Raw genomic sequence first — 14,539 nt, forward strand, 5'->3', positions numbered from 1 at the left:
GGTGGCCCGTTTCCTTTCCGGTCCCGCCGCCGGCTCAGGACTGGTTGAACAGCGACAGCGTCAGCGTCGAGTGATACTCACCGGCGGCGACGTCGACCGGAGTGCGCAGGGCCAGATCGGCGTTGACCTCCGAAGTGCCGATCTCGTCCGCGGAGTTCGCGATCGACACGAGCAGCTCCTGGCCCTCCAGACCCACGGCGGGAGCGTCGCTGCCGTCGGAGATGACACTGGAGACCGGCTCACCGGCCGACACCGCCCCGGTTGAGGAGTCGGTCAGCAGGCGCGGCTTCCAGCCGAGGTATTCGGGGCCGATGGTCTTGGACGGGTCGTCGGCCGCGGTGAACTGGCCGGCCTGGCCGACGACCGCCCAGTACTCCCCATCGGGGATGTCCTCGGGGTTGCGGGTGTCGGACACCGTGACCGTCGGCAGGGTGCCGGTGAACTGGCGGGCGGCGGCGTCCGAGCCGTTCTCGGCGAGGGACACCCCGCTGTTGTCGGCGACCGTCATCGACAGCTGACCGGGCGTGGTGGTGGGCTCGATGTTCACCGACACGTCGATGCCGTCGCCGGAGCCGTCGCCGGGTCCGTCGGCCGCCATCGCGGGACCGACCACACCCGAAAGCGCCAGGCCGAGCACCGACACAGCCAGTATCCGGGTGGTTCTCTTGGTCTTCACGTGATGACTCCATCTTTTGGGAGGCATGGGGTGCGGGGCCGGCCGGCCAATCGTCCGGCCGGCCCCGGTCAGTGCTTTCAGTGCGGCGGTCAGGCGCAGCTGATCGCGTTGTAGGCGGCGTCGTAGGTCGAGGTGACCTGCTTGCCGTCGATCGTCGCGGTCCCCTTGACAGTCGCCTTGCCCGCGCCGATCTGCCCGGCACGCGCGTTGAAGGACTGGTACGCCTGCTTGCCCGGGGCCACGTCGGCCACGGTCGTCGAGCCGTACGGGGTCGACAACGTCACGCTCGCCGGCGCGTCGCCGTCGTTGACCGCCGTCACCGCCACGTACGCCGACGTGCCCACGCAGCGGGACGAGGCGGTCACGGTCAGCGGAACGCTGGGAGAGGAAACCGGGGTGAAGCCGAACCGCTGGTTGTCGTCATTGCTGCAGGTCCACTGGATCAACGCGGCGCCGTCGGCCTGGGACCTGCCGTTGATGTCGAGGCACAGGCCGCTCACCGCCGAACTGATCTGGTAGGCGTCTCCGGACGGGATGAGATAGAACCTCTGGTTGACCTGGTCGGTATTTCCGTCGGGATGGCAGGAGTACTGGACGAGCTGGGTGCCCGTCGCGGTCGAGCCGGTCGGCACGTCAAGGCACTTGCCGCTCTTGACGTTCTTGAGCTGGTAGGCGCCCGCGGTGAAGGGAATGGCCTCCCACTGCTGCTCGCCGCCCTCCGTCGCACTCATCTGAACGATCTTGGCGTCGTTGGCGGTGGAGGCGTTCTGCGGCGCGACGTACTTGCCGCTGTGCTTGGGAGAGATGGTGTACACACCCGCGGCCCCTCCTCCGACCGTGATCGTCGTGACCATGCCCGCCCACTTCTTGCCGTCGAAGCCGGAGTGGAGCCTGCAGATGACCGTCCAGGTCCCTTCCTTGTTCAAGGTGTAGGAGACCGACGGACCTCCCGGCGAGACAGGGCCCTTGGTGACCTCGAAGATGTCGCCGCCGTTCGGGTCCGGATTGCCGCCGGGCGGCACGAGCCAGACATCGTGTGGCATCCCCGCATCCGCGTTGAAGTGCCAGGTGATGGTGCCACCGAGAGCGATCTCGCAGTTGCCGGGACTCCACCCCGTGCCCATGGCGTAGATGTCGCACGTCGTGGGGAGCGTCTTGCCGCCGTCGGCCACCGTGAAGACGGCGCTCTGCGGGGCGGAGGCGTTACCGGAGTAATCGGTGGCCCGGTAGTCGACCGTGTACTTCCCCGGGTTCTTGAACGGGACCGGCGCGTCGTAGGCGGTCCACTCTCCGCCGTTGACGCGATACTCCACCTTTTCCACCCCGGCACAGCCGACATCGTTGGCGTTGAGCTTGAGGGTGGCCGAGTCGATGTAGGTGTTCTGCTGGCTGGGGTGGGCCCGGCCCTCGATCTGGTGCGACACCATCGGTGCCTGAGTGTCCTCGGCGCACGTGGTCGAGGGCTTGAACTCGATCTTGACCAGCTCCATCTTCATTGTGGAGTTGACCTGGCTGCGGCAGCAGCCGAAGGTCCAGCGCCCCATGTAGAGGGCGCCGTCGGGCCCGAACCTGGTCGGGATCACGAAGCTGCTGTTCGGCGTGCCGAAGTGGTTGACCGGCAGCCAGTCGTTGACCCGGAGCATCTGGTTGTTGTCCTCCCGCAGGCGGACCTCCTTCCAGAACCCGTTGTCTGCACCGCGGTTGGTGATCAGCCACGAGCCGTCGTAGTAGGGCGGGAAGGCGCCGGGACCGTAGCTGTCCTTGTATCGGTAGACCGGGCCGGTGACCGGCTGCATGCCCCCGGGGCCCAGGTCGCCGAAAGCCAACGGATCCTGACCGCCCGGGTTGTTGGGGTACTTGCGCCAGATCGTCGCCGGTTTCGCGGGGCCTGGGATTTCATCGAGGCCCTGGAATGTGGGTTGCGAGCTCGTGCCGCCCGGCGGAGCCCAGGCGAGGTCGGCCGGGATCTTGTCGAGCGTGCAGTCGTACTGCTGGCCGGTCGAGGAGTTGGTCTCGTAGTTCCAGCGCCACGTGGTGTTGGTCTTCGAGTTGTCGCCGACGCAGAACGGCCAGCCCTGGAAGCCGGGCCCGTCGACCAGATCCCACTCACAGGTGCCGGCCGGGGCACGGTTGGCCTGGTCCACCGAGTTGTCGTGGCAGTACTCGCCGACGACGACCGTGCCCGGGTGGGCGGGGTCGGTGTGCACCGTGAAGGGCTGCCGGAAGCCCATGGCATAGATCTCCGGCCGGGTCTTCGGGGTCCCCGGCGGGAACATGTTGCCCTTCGGGACCGTGTAGGTCTTGTCCAGGCCGGGGTCGGGGGCGCTCCCTGAGGTCGGAGGCGGAATGTCCTCGATCGGTTTGATGCGCAGGACCTTGCCGCGCAGGTCGGCGGTGTTGGCCGCCGTCTTGCGCGCGTCCCAGCGCTCGGAGGCGCGATGGTCCATCGGCGGGTAGCCGTTGTGGCCGGGCGCGTTCGGGGAGGTGTCGTCGCCGACGCCGAGGTAGAGGTTGCCCTCGGAGTCGAACACCAGGCTCGCGCCGCCGACATGGCCGGGGCCGTTGTCGGTGGGGCCGCCCGGGAAGCCTGAGGGGTTGCCCGAGATCTTCGCCTTGGGCACGCGCAGGATCTGCCGCTCATCGTAGGGATGTGCCGGGTCACCGGCTCCGCCTGCTTGTGCGGGCTCGAACGCGGTGCCGGCCTCGTTCAACGTGAAGCGGCTGATCAGGTTGTAGCCGACCGTCTGCTGGTTGCCCGTGGTCGGCCAGTCGGGGTTGCGCGGGGAGTAGTAGACGTAGATGTCGCGCTTGTCCGGTTTCGACAGGTCGAAGCCCGGCTCCAGGCTCATCCCCAGCACGCCGTCCTCGGAGTTGCCGTGGTCGGCGCGCGTCGGGATCGTCGCGACCGTGGTCGAGTTGTTCGGCGGGCCGTTCGGATCGTGCATCTTCACGTAGCCCTGGGACTGGTAGCCCGTCGTGGGGCCGATCTCGGTCCAGTAGAGCTTGCCGTCCGACGCCACGTCGAGAGCCATCGGGCCGTTCGCGTTGTCGACCAGGGTCGTGCGGGTGAAGTTCGACCAGACGGTGCCCGAGCAGTCGGTCTTGTCGCCCTCGCCGGCGACCCAGCGCACCCCTCCGACGATCTGCTTGACCAGCGGGTTGTCGCCGCCGTTCTCGCTGTAACGCACGCCGAAGTGGCCCTGCGAGGTCACCCAGCTCCGTCCGTCGTTGTAGGACCGCGGGGTGGTGGTGCCGTCCTTGACCCTGTCGCCGTCGTAGAGCTTGCACCACGTCGTGGGGTGGTCCTGGCCCATCTTCTGGCTGCCGGTGTTGTAGGTGCGCTCGTCGAAGGTCTCGAGCACGTGGTGGGTGCCCCGGACGCTGCGGACGAAGTTGTAGTGCTCGTCGGCGATCTGGTAGGTGTCGGGCAGGTCTTTGGTGGAGAGGTGGTTGTGGTCGGCGACCTGGACGGTCGCGGCGTTGCCGGTGGCCGACCCGTTCGAGTGGGCGGTCATCGTCGTGCCGATGAGGCTGTCCGGCCCGCCGTCCCACCAGTCCCACACGGAGACGCCGGCGCCGGCGTCGGTCATGTTGTGCACGGCCGCGATCCCGCCGCTGTTCTGGGTGAAGCGGATCAACGCATCGCGCTGGGCCTGGTTGAGGAGCGGTCCGGGCCGGCCGCCGCCGGCCCACGACCACGATGAGTTCAGGAACAGGATCGCGTTGTATTGGGCCAGGTTCTCGTCGGTGAAGATCCGGGGATTCTTGTTCGGGTTGTCGCAGTTGTTCGCGCCGCCACCGTTGTTGTCGCAATCCTCCCAGTCGACCTCGTAGCCCTCGGCCTCGAGAGCGGCCTGCACCACTGGGCGCCCGTTGTCGATCCCATCGGCGTGCCGGTATCCGGTCGTGCCGGTATAGATGAGGATTCTCTTGCCGTCCTCCGCCTTGGCAGGAGCCGCAAGGAAACCATTGTTGGCCAGCCCGGTGCTCGTCGCAGGGGCAGCAGCAGCCTGGGGGGTGCTCTTCGCTTGGGCAGTGGTCGCCGGGGTGAGTATCTGAGCCCCGAGAGCGACCGTAGTCAGCGCGATCAGAGAACGCCTCACACTCCGCGCGGGCAGCGCGGCGTTCCGCATACCACTCACTTCCTCTCCCAATGCGGCGGCGACAGCCCCGCGGCCGGAGCAATATGGTTCGACCGCCCGAGGTTCAGACGTAGCGTCTGCACCTTTTGTCCATGTGTCAAGAACTTTCGCCTCGAAATCCAAAAAGTTGACGGCCGATCAGCCGTAGATTCCTTCGTCAAGAGCGTTAGTTGTCTTGATCCAGACGGTTTCGTCAGTTAGCGTCCCCGCTATGAGCGGTCAGAGGGTTCACCGGCGGCTTCTCAGCGTCGCTGCGGCCACAGTGTCGATCACCGTCGGAGCACTGGCTCTGGCGGGATGCAGCGACGATTCCGGGGAGGCGACGGCCAAGGGGCGCGACCTGACCGCGCTTCAATGCCCGATGGTGGAGACCGAGCAGAACGGGCTCGACCAGTACAGGCCCGCGAAGAACGCCTTCGATACGGCGGAGCTGCTCGGCTTGGAGCTCGCTGAGGCGCGCGAGAAGGCGGCCCGTCACAACTGCGAGATCATCGTTTCGCGCGAAGACGACAAGAGCCGGCCCGTGCCGATAGAGATCGACCCGACGAGGATCTACGTCTACATCGCGCATGGCGTCGTCAGCCAAATAGAGGGGGTCGGTGGCGGTCTCTAAGGTCGGCGACCCGATGCGACTTCTCACCAGGGCTTCCGTGATCGCCGCCGGCCGGCGGTCACGGTGGGTCGTGATCGCCGTGTGGCTCGCGCTCGCGATGCTCGCGGTGCCGCTACAAGCCAAACTCAGCGAGCGTGCCGCCGACGAGAGCGAGACCTTCCTCGTCCGGGGATCGGAGTCGGCGGCGGTCAAGCGGATCATCGACGAGCGGTTCCGGCGCGGCAGCGAGACGGCGGCGGTGATCGCCTACTTCCGCGAGAGCGGGATCACCGCGGACGACGGACGGCGCGCCGACACCGACGCCCTCGCGCTGTGCCGGTCCGGCGCGATCCCGAACTTGACGATGGTCGCCACCCCGTACCAACGCGCGTGCGGCGAGACCGATCCGCTCGACATGAGCTCGGGCGGTTCGCTGCTCACCTCACCCGACGACACCGTCATCCTGAGCACGGTCCTGATGACCGATGACTCGACGCCCGACGTCGAGCAGGCGGTCGCGGCGATCCGCGAGGTGGTCCCGCCGGCCACCGGCGACGAGAGCGGATTGAGGGCCTTCGTGACCGGCCGTGCCGGCTTCGAGGCCGATCGGCAAGCCGCGCTCGGAGGGATCAACGGAACCCTTTTGGCGGTCACTGTCGCCGTACTGCTGCTCCTGCTGCTCGTGACCTACCGCTCGCCGCTGGTCGCTCTGGTGCCGCTGGCCGTCGTCGCCCTCGCCTATCTGGTCACCTCCGGCCTCGCCTACGGCCTTGTCGCCGCCGGCCTCACCGAGGTCAGCGGCCAGACGACCTCGATCCTGGTCGTGCTGATGTTCGGTGCGGGCACCGACTACTGTCTGCTGATCGTGGCGCGGTTTCGCGACGAGCTGCGCCGGACGCGGGACGCCGAGGAGGCGATGGTCGCCGCCGCCCAGCGCACCGCCCCAGCGATTCTCTCCGCCGGAGCAATCGTCGCCGGCACGATGATGGTCCTCGCCCTTGCCGACTTCAACGCCACACGTGAGATGGGCCCGATCCTCGCCCTCGGTGTCGCGATCATGGTCTGTGCCGGCCTGACGCTCCTGCCCGCGGTGCTCATCGCCCTCGGGCGACGGGCGTTCTGGCCCGCGGTTCCCCGCCTCGAGCCCGAGTCCGCAGCCGCGGTCACGTTCTGGGGGCGCGTCGCGGGCCTCGTTCACGCACGCCCGGGAGTGATCGCCGCGGCGGTCACCGCCGTCCTCGCTGCGGGCGCGCTGGCCGGCCTCGGCGCGCGTCCGGCGCTCGACTTCTCCGAGTCCTTCCGCGAGGCGCCGGACTCGGTCCGCGGCCAGCAGGTGATCCGCGACCATTTCATCCCCGGCCGGTCGGCACCGCTTCGCATCGTCGTGGCCGCCGAGGTAGGCGGGAAGGTCCAGAGCGCTCTCACCGAAGGCACGCACACACCGGTCGCCGACATGCACGCGGTGGCGAGGTCGGTCAACGTGGACGACGACTCCCCGATGCTCATCTTCGACGCGGACCTGCGGATGGATCCGTTCTCGGAGCAGTCCACCGACGCCGTCCCGGCGCTGCGCGAGGTCGCCGAGCGCGCGGCCGGCGGCCAGACCGTCCTGATCGGCGGGACCGTGGCCGAAAACTACGATGCCCGCCAGGCACTCGGCCGTGACACCAGGCTGATCGTCCCGGTCAGCCTTGCCCTGATCCTCGTCGTCCTCGCTGTGCTCCTGCGCGCGGTGGTGATGCCGCTCTACGTGATCGCGACCGTGATCCTCTCCTTCGGCTTCGCCCTCGGCGTCGGCTCCCTCATCTTCACCCACCTCCTGGGCCAGCCGGCCTCGGACCCGAATCTGCCGATATACGCGTTCATCTTCCTCGTCGCCCTGGGCGTCGACTACAACGTGTTTCTCCTCAGCCGGATCAGCGAGCGGCGTCGGCAGCACGAAACCCGCCGTGCGGTGACGGAGGCCCTTGAGCGGACCGGTGGCGTGATCACCTCCGCCGGCCTCGTGCTCGCCGCCACCTTCGCCACTTTGATGGTGATTCCGATGGAGGCGCTGTTTCAGATCGGCTTTGTGGTCACCCTGGGCCTGCTCGCCGACACCTTCCTCGTCCGGGCCCTGCTCGTCCCCGCTCTCGCGACGATGCTCGGCGAGCGGAACTGGTGGCCGTTCAAGCAGACCGCTACCCCGGACTGACGTCGCCGGTGCCGTGACCCAGGCGCTGCGAGATCCACCAGCGCACGGCCGCGGCGGCGGTCTGCGGCGGCACCTGGTGCCCGCCGCGGAACTCCTCGTACGTCACCTCGTAACCGCTCTCCCTCAGCTCGGGCACGAGGCGCCTGCTGCATTCGTCGATCGGCAGCACGCGGTCGGAGACGCCGTGCGAGACGAAGATCCGGGGTCGGCCGTGCCGGATCATCGGCGCCATGAACCCCGGGGAGAACGCGAGCACGGCCCGGAACAGGTCGCCGTTGGCCAGTCCCAGCGACAGCGCGTAGGAGGCGCCGTCGGAGAACCCGGCCACGGCCACCTCGCCGACGGCGACGGCCGTGCGGGAGAACGCCTCCTCCAGCGCGGCGTCGATCCTGGAGACGTCCGCGCCGTAACCGCCGACGATGACGTCCCAGGTGGCGGAGACGGCCTGCGGCGCGAGCAGCAGCACGCCGGGATCCGACGCCTGCGGGAGCAACCACTCCAGCGCCTGCTCCGCCGTGCCGCCCGCGCCGTGCAGCACGACGGCGAGCGGTAGCGGCCCGGCCGCCCGGGCGGGCGGTACGGACAACAGGGCGCGCCCGTCCAGGCGGTGCACCCCCGGCTCGGGAGAGGACGCCGTCCGTGCGAGGGCCACGGGGCGGGCGGACAACCGGCCGTGCCGCACGCCCTCCTCGGGCCCCGGATGGGGCCGGCTCCGCTCCGGCGTGCCCATCGGCCTCACCCCCCCGCCCAGGGTCTACCCCTCCTGCCCGCGGGTCACCGCGGATAAGGCCCGGCTTCAGCCGCGCGCCGCGGCGATCACCTCCGCGACCAGCGCGGGCGAGGTGACCCGGCGGACGTACTCGGGCTGGCGCAGCTCGCCGCCCATGAAGGGATACGGGTTGCGGTGGACGGCCGGGCTGGGCTCGTCGACCAGGGCGGCGAAGTGGACCTCCCTGGCCCCGGTCGCCTCGACCACCCGGCTCACGTTGCGCGGGGTGATGCCGCCTCCCGGCATGACGACCAGCCGGTCGCCCGCCCGCCGCACCAGTTCGGCGATCAGCGGCGCGCCCTCCAGGGCCGAGCTGTCCTGGCCGGAGGTGAGCACCCGGTCGATTCCCAGGCCGGCCAGCGTCTCCAGCGCGGCGAACGGGTCGGCCGTCATGTCGAAGGCCCGGTGGAAGGTGACCGAGAGCCCGCCGGCGGCGTCGATCAGCCGCTTGGCCACCTCGGTGTCCACCTCCCCCGCCGGAGTGAGCACGCCGATCACGACGCCCTGCGCCCCGGCGTCCCGCACCGCCGCCACGTCGCGGACCATGGCCGCGACCTCGTGCTCGTCGTAGACGAAGTCGCCGCCGCGCGGCCGGATGATCACGTGGACCCGGATCGCCGACACCGCCGCCAGCGTGGCCTCGACCGTGCCCAGGGTGGGCGTCAGGCCGCCCTCGAAGAGCGCGGAGCACAGCTCCACGCGGTGCGCGCCCGCGCGCTCGGCGGCCAGCGCCCCGGCCGTGCTGTCGATGCAGATCTCGTACGTCAGGCTCATGTCTCCCCCTCGGAAAGCTGCCGCTCAGAAAACAGCCGCTCAGAAAACAGCACTGATCTCGCCGACCGGGACTCCCCCGCCCAGCACGGGAACGGTCGTGAACTCGGCCGCCGCCGAGACGTCCGCGCCGGCGGCCCGCAGCGCCGCGAGCGCGATCGCGGTCGTCGCCCGGGGTCCGCCGTCGATCGCCTTGACGGCCGCCGCGTGCCCGGAGGCGAGCGCCACGACCAGCACCCCCTCGGCGCCGCCCTTCACCACGGCCCCGGGCAGCGCCCGCATCAGGCGGGTGTTCACGTGGCCGGTCCCGCCGACGTACTCCGGGTGCGCGCGCATGGCGTCGGCGACCGCGCGCGGCGGCGTCCCCTGCGCGGACACGACCATGGCACGAACCGCGCGGGCCAGGCCGGTCAGCGAGATCCCGAACAGCGGGGCGCCGCAGCCGTCGACGGCGACGTGGGCGGCCTTCTCCCCCGACAGCTCCTCCACCACCGCCCTCACCCGTTCCTGCACGAAGTGGCCGGGGTCGAGATAGGTGGCGGTGGGCGCGCCCGCGGCCACGGCGGCGGCGAGCATCGCGGCGTGCTTGCCCGAGCAGTTCATCCGCTCCCGCGACGGCCCGAGGCCCGCCCGGACCAGGGCCTGCCGGGCGGCCTCGTCCTCCGGCCAGTCCAGTGGGCAGCCCAGGTCGCCGAAGCCGAGCCCGGCCTCGGCGAGCATTCCGGCCACGAGCCGCACGTGGAAGTCCTCCCCCGTGTGGCTGCCCGCGGCGATCGCGAGCGCGGGGCCCTGCAGGTGGGCCCCGGCGAGCAGGCAGGCGAGGGCCTGGAACGGCTTGGCCGACGAGCGCGGCAGCACCGGCGCGTGCACCGGGCCGCGCGCGACGGCGACCTCGCCACCCGCCGACAGCGCGACCGCGCTGCCGAAGTGCACGCTCTCCACGAAACCGGACCGCACGACCTCCGCGAGCGGGGCGTATTCAGCGAGGGACACGAGTGATCTTCCTCCTGCGCGCGCCGCCCCTGCCCGCCACGGAGCGGTCGAGGGAACGGGCGAGCGCGGACAGCGACGCGTTGACCACGAGGTAGACCAGCGCGACGACGATGTACGTCTGGATGAGCAGGCCGTTGTAGTTGGCCAGGACCTTGCCGCTGTAGAGCAGCTCGGCGTAGCTGACGACGAAGCCGAGCGAGGTGTCCTTCAGCAGGCCGACCGACTGGCTGACGATCGAGGGCAGCACCCTTCTGGCCGCCTGCGGCAGCACGACCAGGCGCATCGACTGCCCGTGGGTGAGCCCGAGGGCCAGGGCGGCCTCTCCCTGCCCCCGCTCCACGGACATGATCCCGGCCCGGAAGACCTCGGCGAACAGCGCCGCGTTGGACACGGCCAGCGGCGCCACGAGCTTCCAGAACAGCGGAAGGTCCAGGCCGTACCTCGGCAGCGCGAACAGCACGAGGTAGACCAGCAGCAGCGCCGGGATCGTCCGCACGGCCTCGACGTACGCCGCGGACGGCAGGCGGACCGCCCGGCGCCGCGACAGCCGTCCGAGCGCGAGGGCGATCCCGGCCGCCATCGCGAGCGCGGCGGACACGACGGCGGCCAGCGCCGTGGACCACAGCCCGCCGAGCAGGTAGCGCCACATCGGCCAGGTCGCGTACGGCTGCCAGCGCTCGGCGGCGAGCTGCCCGTTGGCGGCGAACTGGCGCACGGCCAGGGCCAGCAGGGCGAGCAGCACCAGCACGCCCGCGACGGTGGCGAGGCGGATGCGGCGGCGGGCGCGCGGGCCCGGCTCGTCGAACAGCAGGTTGCTCATCGCGCCACCGCCAGCCGCCGTTCGAGCCGCCCGGTCACGAACCCGGCGCAGGCGGCGATCGCGGCGTACGCCAGGCCCGCCCCCACGAAGATCGGGATCGGCTGTGCCTCCAGAAGGTTCACCCGGTTGGCGGCGGCGGTCAGCTCGACCACGCCGACGGCCGCCGCGAGCGAGGTGTTCATCGTGAGCGCGATGAAGATGTTGCCGATCGGCTGCACGACCGTGCGCAGCGCCTGCGGCAGCACGACGTGGCGCAGCGACTGGCCGAACGTCAGCCCCAGCGCCCGGGCGGCCTCGCCCTGACCCGAGGAGATCGCGTTGACGCCCGAGCGGAGGGCCTCGGCGATGTAGGCGCCCTCGTACAGCGCGATCACCACGACGGCCGTGGTGGTCAGGCCGGCCTTGAGCCCGATCTCGGGCAGGCCGAAGACCGCGAGCACGAGCAGCACGAGCAGCGGGAGGTTCTGCAGGGTCTCGACGTAGACCGTCGCGACCGCGCGCAGGACCGGGACCGGCCCGACCCGCATCGCCACGATCACGAGCCCCACGACCGCGGCGCCGGCGAACGACGCCACGGTCATCTGGAGGGTCACGACCAGCCCCTGCCAGAACTCGGGCAGGTGATCAAGCAGCGCCGACATCAGGAACCCGGCACCGACCCGATCTCGGGCGGCGTGGGAGCCTCGCCCTGCACGACCGTGCCGAGGGAGTTCTTCCAGATGTCCTGCCAGACGCCGTTCGCCTGGATCTTCTTCAGCCAGTCGTTGACGAACGACTTGAACTGGTCGTCGGCGTGCTTGAGGCCGATGCCGTACGGGTCCTGGGTGAACGGCTTGGTCACGACCTGCAGCTCGGGGTCCTTCTTGGCATCGGCGACCAGCAGCGTCTCGTCCTGCACGTAGGCCACGCCGCGGTCCTGCTTGAGCGCCTGGACGCACTCGGGGTCGCCGCCGAAGGTGATGATCTTCGCCTGCGGCGCGAGCTTCTTGATCTCGGGAATCGCCGGCGTGTTGGCCCCGGCGATGACGGTCTTGCCGTTCAGGTCCTGCGGCGAGGAGATCCCCGTCGTGCCCTTCTTGACCGCGATGGACAGGCCCGAGGAGTAGTACGGCCCGGCGAAGGAGACCTGCTCGGCCCGCTCCGGCGTGATCGTGTAGGTCTGGAAGACCACGTCGACGGTGCCGTTGCTCAGCAGCGCCTCGCGGGTCTCGGACGCCGCGTTGACGATCTTCACCTTCGGCTGCCCGATGATGTACTTGGCCAGAGCCTTGCCGAGGTCGGCGTCGAAGCCCTCCACCTCGCCGGTGGCGGGGTTCTGCTGGGACAGCAGCGGCGCGTCGAGCGAGCCGCCGACGATCAGCTCGCCGCGCTGCTTGATCTTCTCCATCGTCGAGCCGGGCAGGATGTCCGCGGCGGCGGCCACCGGAGCCTTGGCGAGCACGCCGCTCCCGCCGCCCTCGCTCGGGGCCGCGCCCGGCACGGCGGAGCTCGCCGAGTCCGTCCCGGCACAGGCCGTCAGGCCGGCCATCGCCACGGCGGCGACAGCGGCCACCCGCTTAATGGACACCATCGGGGTCCACCATCCTTTGCGATCAGTGCGTGAGTACCTTGGCCAGGAAGTCCCTGGCCCGATCGGTTCGAGGCGAGTCGAAGAAGGCGTTCGGCTCCCCCGTCTCGACGATCCGGCCGCCGTCCATGAACACCACGCGGTCGGCCGCGCGGCGCGCGAACCCCATCTCGTGGGTGACGACGACCATGGTCATGCCGTCGGCGGCCAGGCCCGTCATCACGTCGAGGACCTCGCCGACCATCTCCGGGTCGAGCGCCGAAGTGGGCTCGTCGAAGAGCATGGCCTTGGGCCGCATGGCGAGCGCGCGGGCGATGGCCGCGCGCTGCTGCTGCCCGCCCGACAGCCGCGCGGGCTGCTTGCCGGCCTGCTCGGCGATGCCGACCCTGGCCAGCAGCTCGTGGGCGGTCCGCTCGGCCTCGGCGCGGCTCACGCCGCGCACCTTCATCGGCGCGAGCATCACGTTCTCCAGCACGGTCTTGTGCTGGAAGAGGTTGAAGTTCTGGAAGACCATCCCCACGTCGGCCCGCAGCCGGGCCAGCGCGCGGCCCTCCGCGGGCACGGGCACCCCGTCCACGAGGATCTCGCCCGAGTCCGCCGCCTCCAGCCGGTTGAGGCACCGGCACAGCGTCGACTTGCCGGACCCGGAGGGGCCGATCACCACCACGACCTCGCCGCGCGCCACGTCGAGATCGACGTCGTGCAGCACGTGGTGCTCACCGAACCACTTGTTGAGGCCTCGTACCCGAATCATCGCCATCTTCCTTCGAAATCGAAGTTATGGCGGACCGTAATGGATGATTCTGGTCGAAGTCAACGCGTTGGCGCACTAAGTCACGTCGTGGTATCTCTTACCTCCATGCCAGGTAAAGAGAGGTTGCCGGTGCGGGGGGCGCAGGGCGACCTCCTGCGCCTCGTCGCCGCCGGCCACGCCGAGTCGCGGGCGGAACTCGCCCGCCTGTCCGGCCTGGCGGCCTCCAGCGTCTCGCTGCGCGTCGAAGAACTGATCGGCAGCGGGCTGCTGGTGGAGGAGGGCGCGGGCACCTCCCGCGGCGGCCGGCGGCCACGCCGGCTGCGGCTCAGCCCCAGCGCGGGACTGCTCGCGGTCGCCGATCTGGGCGCCCACCACGCGCGCCTCGGCCTCCTCGACCTCAGCGGCACCCCGCTGGTGGTCGAGGAGCGCCCCTGCGAGATCGCGGACGGCCCCGAGGCGACCATCGACTGGATGGCCGGCGCGTTCGAGGACCTGCTGGCCGCGCACGGCCCGCCCGGGGTCCCGCTGCGCGGGGTCGGCACGGGCATCCCCGGGCCGGTGGACCCGGGGACCGGCCGGGTCGTCGCGCCCTCGCGCATGCCCGGCTGGAACAACTTCCCCGTAGCGGAGCGCCTCGGCGCGCACTTCGACCTGCCGGTGCTCGTGGAGAACGACGCCAACCTCATGGCGGCCGGGGAGGCCAGGTCGTGGCCGAAGTGCGAGACGCTGATGGTGCTCAAGGCCGGCAGCGGCATCGGCTGCGGTGTGATCGTGAACGGCACGCTCCACCGGGGGCGGGGCGCGGCCGGGGACATCAGCCACGTGCGGGTCAGGAGCGACTCGTCGGTCACCTGCTCCTGCGGCCACGACGACTGCCTTGAGGCCTACGCCAGCGGCGCGGCCCTCATGAGCGTGCTCAACGAGCAGGGCATCGAGGTGCGGCGGCCGGCCGACGTCGTCGCACTGGTGGAGGACGGGGTGCCCGAGGCCACCGCCCTCGTCCGCAACGCCGGCCGGCTCATCGGCGAGGTGCTGACCGTGCTGGTCAACTTCATCAACCCCGACGCGATCGTGGTCGGGGGCAGCCTGTCGCCGGCCGAGCCGCTGATCGCGTCGATCCGCGCGGCCGTGTACGAGCGGTGCCTGCCGCTGGCCACCCGCGACCTGGAGATCTCCACCACGCGGTCGGGGCCCGACGCCGCCCTGCTCGGTGCCGGATCCCTGCTGCTCGACGCCGTGCTCGCCTGAACACCGATCCTGA

General features: G+C 70.5%; 12 protein-coding genes. 3 read left to right on the top strand and 9 right to left on the bottom strand.

From position 1 onward, the window contains the following. Nucleotides 1-34 precede the first annotated feature (34 nt). Together BXA11_RS34455 and BXA11_RS34460 are read right to left on the bottom strand one after the other, a co-directional pair. Nucleotides 35-676 carry a hypothetical protein gene (locus tag BXA11_RS34455; RefSeq protein WP_030511849.1) on the bottom strand — a complete coding sequence of 214 codons (642 nt, stop codon included), beginning with the start codon at nucleotides 674-676 and terminating at the stop codon, nucleotides 35-37. An 89-nt stretch (nucleotides 677-765) separates the two neighbouring features. Next, nucleotides 766-4,809, bottom strand: a complete 4,044-nt coding sequence (locus BXA11_RS34460; protein WP_076441352.1) for a ThuA domain-containing protein — start codon at nucleotides 4,807-4,809, stop codon at nucleotides 766-768. A gap of 220 nt (nucleotides 4,810-5,029) precedes the next feature. On the opposite strand from BXA11_RS34460, the gene BXA11_RS34465 reads away from it, so the two are divergent. Together BXA11_RS34465 and BXA11_RS34470 are read left to right on the top strand one after the other, a co-directional pair. Continuing rightward, entirely contained in the window at nucleotides 5,030-5,431 is a 402-nt protein-coding gene (locus tag BXA11_RS34465) for a hypothetical protein (RefSeq protein WP_076441354.1), read from the top strand. A gap of 13 nt (nucleotides 5,432-5,444) precedes the next feature. Then, nucleotides 5,445-7,604: an MMPL family transporter gene (locus BXA11_RS34470; RefSeq protein ID WP_159454892.1), complete on the top strand. Its 2,160-nt coding sequence runs from the start codon at nucleotides 5,445-5,447 to the stop codon at nucleotides 7,602-7,604. On the opposite strand, the gene BXA11_RS34475 is transcribed toward BXA11_RS34470, so the two are convergent. The 7 genes from BXA11_RS34475 to BXA11_RS34505 all read right to left on the bottom strand — a co-directional run bounded on the left by BXA11_RS34475 (nucleotide 7,591) and on the right by BXA11_RS34505 (nucleotide 13,278). Continuing rightward, nucleotides 7,591-8,334 (bottom strand): alpha/beta hydrolase, encoded by a 744-nt coding sequence (locus tag BXA11_RS34475; protein ID WP_076441358.1) that lies wholly within the window; start codon nucleotides 8,332-8,334, stop codon nucleotides 7,591-7,593. The two genes, BXA11_RS34470 and BXA11_RS34475, sit on opposite strands and share 14 nt — an antisense overlap. A gap of 66 nt (nucleotides 8,335-8,400) precedes the next feature. Continuing rightward, a complete protein-coding gene (locus tag BXA11_RS34480) occupies nucleotides 8,401-9,147 on the bottom strand; it encodes a copper homeostasis protein CutC (protein ID WP_030511844.1) in 747 nt (248 codons plus the stop codon). 39 nt (nucleotides 9,148-9,186) lie between these two features. After that, nucleotides 9,187-10,137 (bottom strand): asparaginase, encoded by a 951-nt coding sequence (locus BXA11_RS34485; protein ID WP_076441360.1) that lies wholly within the window; start codon nucleotides 10,135-10,137, stop codon nucleotides 9,187-9,189. Next, complete coding sequence (locus BXA11_RS34490) at nucleotides 10,124-10,957, bottom strand: amino acid ABC transporter permease (RefSeq protein WP_076441362.1); 834 nt, start codon at nucleotides 10,955-10,957, stop codon at nucleotides 10,124-10,126. Before BXA11_RS34490 ends, BXA11_RS34485 begins: the two co-directional genes overlap by 14 nt. Beyond that, nucleotides 10,954-11,598 (bottom strand): amino acid ABC transporter permease, encoded by a 645-nt coding sequence (locus BXA11_RS34495; protein ID WP_030511841.1) that lies wholly within the window; start codon nucleotides 11,596-11,598, stop codon nucleotides 10,954-10,956. The genes BXA11_RS34490 and BXA11_RS34495 overlap by 4 nt, the downstream gene beginning before the upstream one ends. Beyond that, nucleotides 11,598-12,527: a glutamate ABC transporter substrate-binding protein gene (locus tag BXA11_RS34500; protein ID WP_030511840.1), complete on the bottom strand. Its 930-nt coding sequence runs from the start codon at nucleotides 12,525-12,527 to the stop codon at nucleotides 11,598-11,600. Before BXA11_RS34500 ends, BXA11_RS34495 begins: the two co-directional genes overlap by 1 nt. A gap of 22 nt (nucleotides 12,528-12,549) precedes the next feature. Continuing rightward, nucleotides 12,550-13,278 (bottom strand): amino acid ABC transporter ATP-binding protein, encoded by a 729-nt coding sequence (locus BXA11_RS34505; protein ID WP_030511839.1) that lies wholly within the window; start codon nucleotides 13,276-13,278, stop codon nucleotides 12,550-12,552. A 105-nt stretch (nucleotides 13,279-13,383) separates the two neighbouring features. Between BXA11_RS34505 and BXA11_RS34510 the strand changes: the two genes are divergently transcribed. Then, a complete protein-coding gene (locus tag BXA11_RS34510) occupies nucleotides 13,384-14,526 on the top strand; it encodes an ROK family protein (protein ID WP_076441363.1) in 1,143 nt (380 codons plus the stop codon). Nucleotides 14,527-14,539: the final 13 nt, after the last annotated feature.

Origin of the sequence: Microbispora rosea (genome assembly GCF_900156315.1) — a bacterium.
Taxonomy (GTDB): domain Bacteria; phylum Actinomycetota; class Actinomycetes; order Streptosporangiales; family Streptosporangiaceae; genus Microbispora; species Microbispora rosea.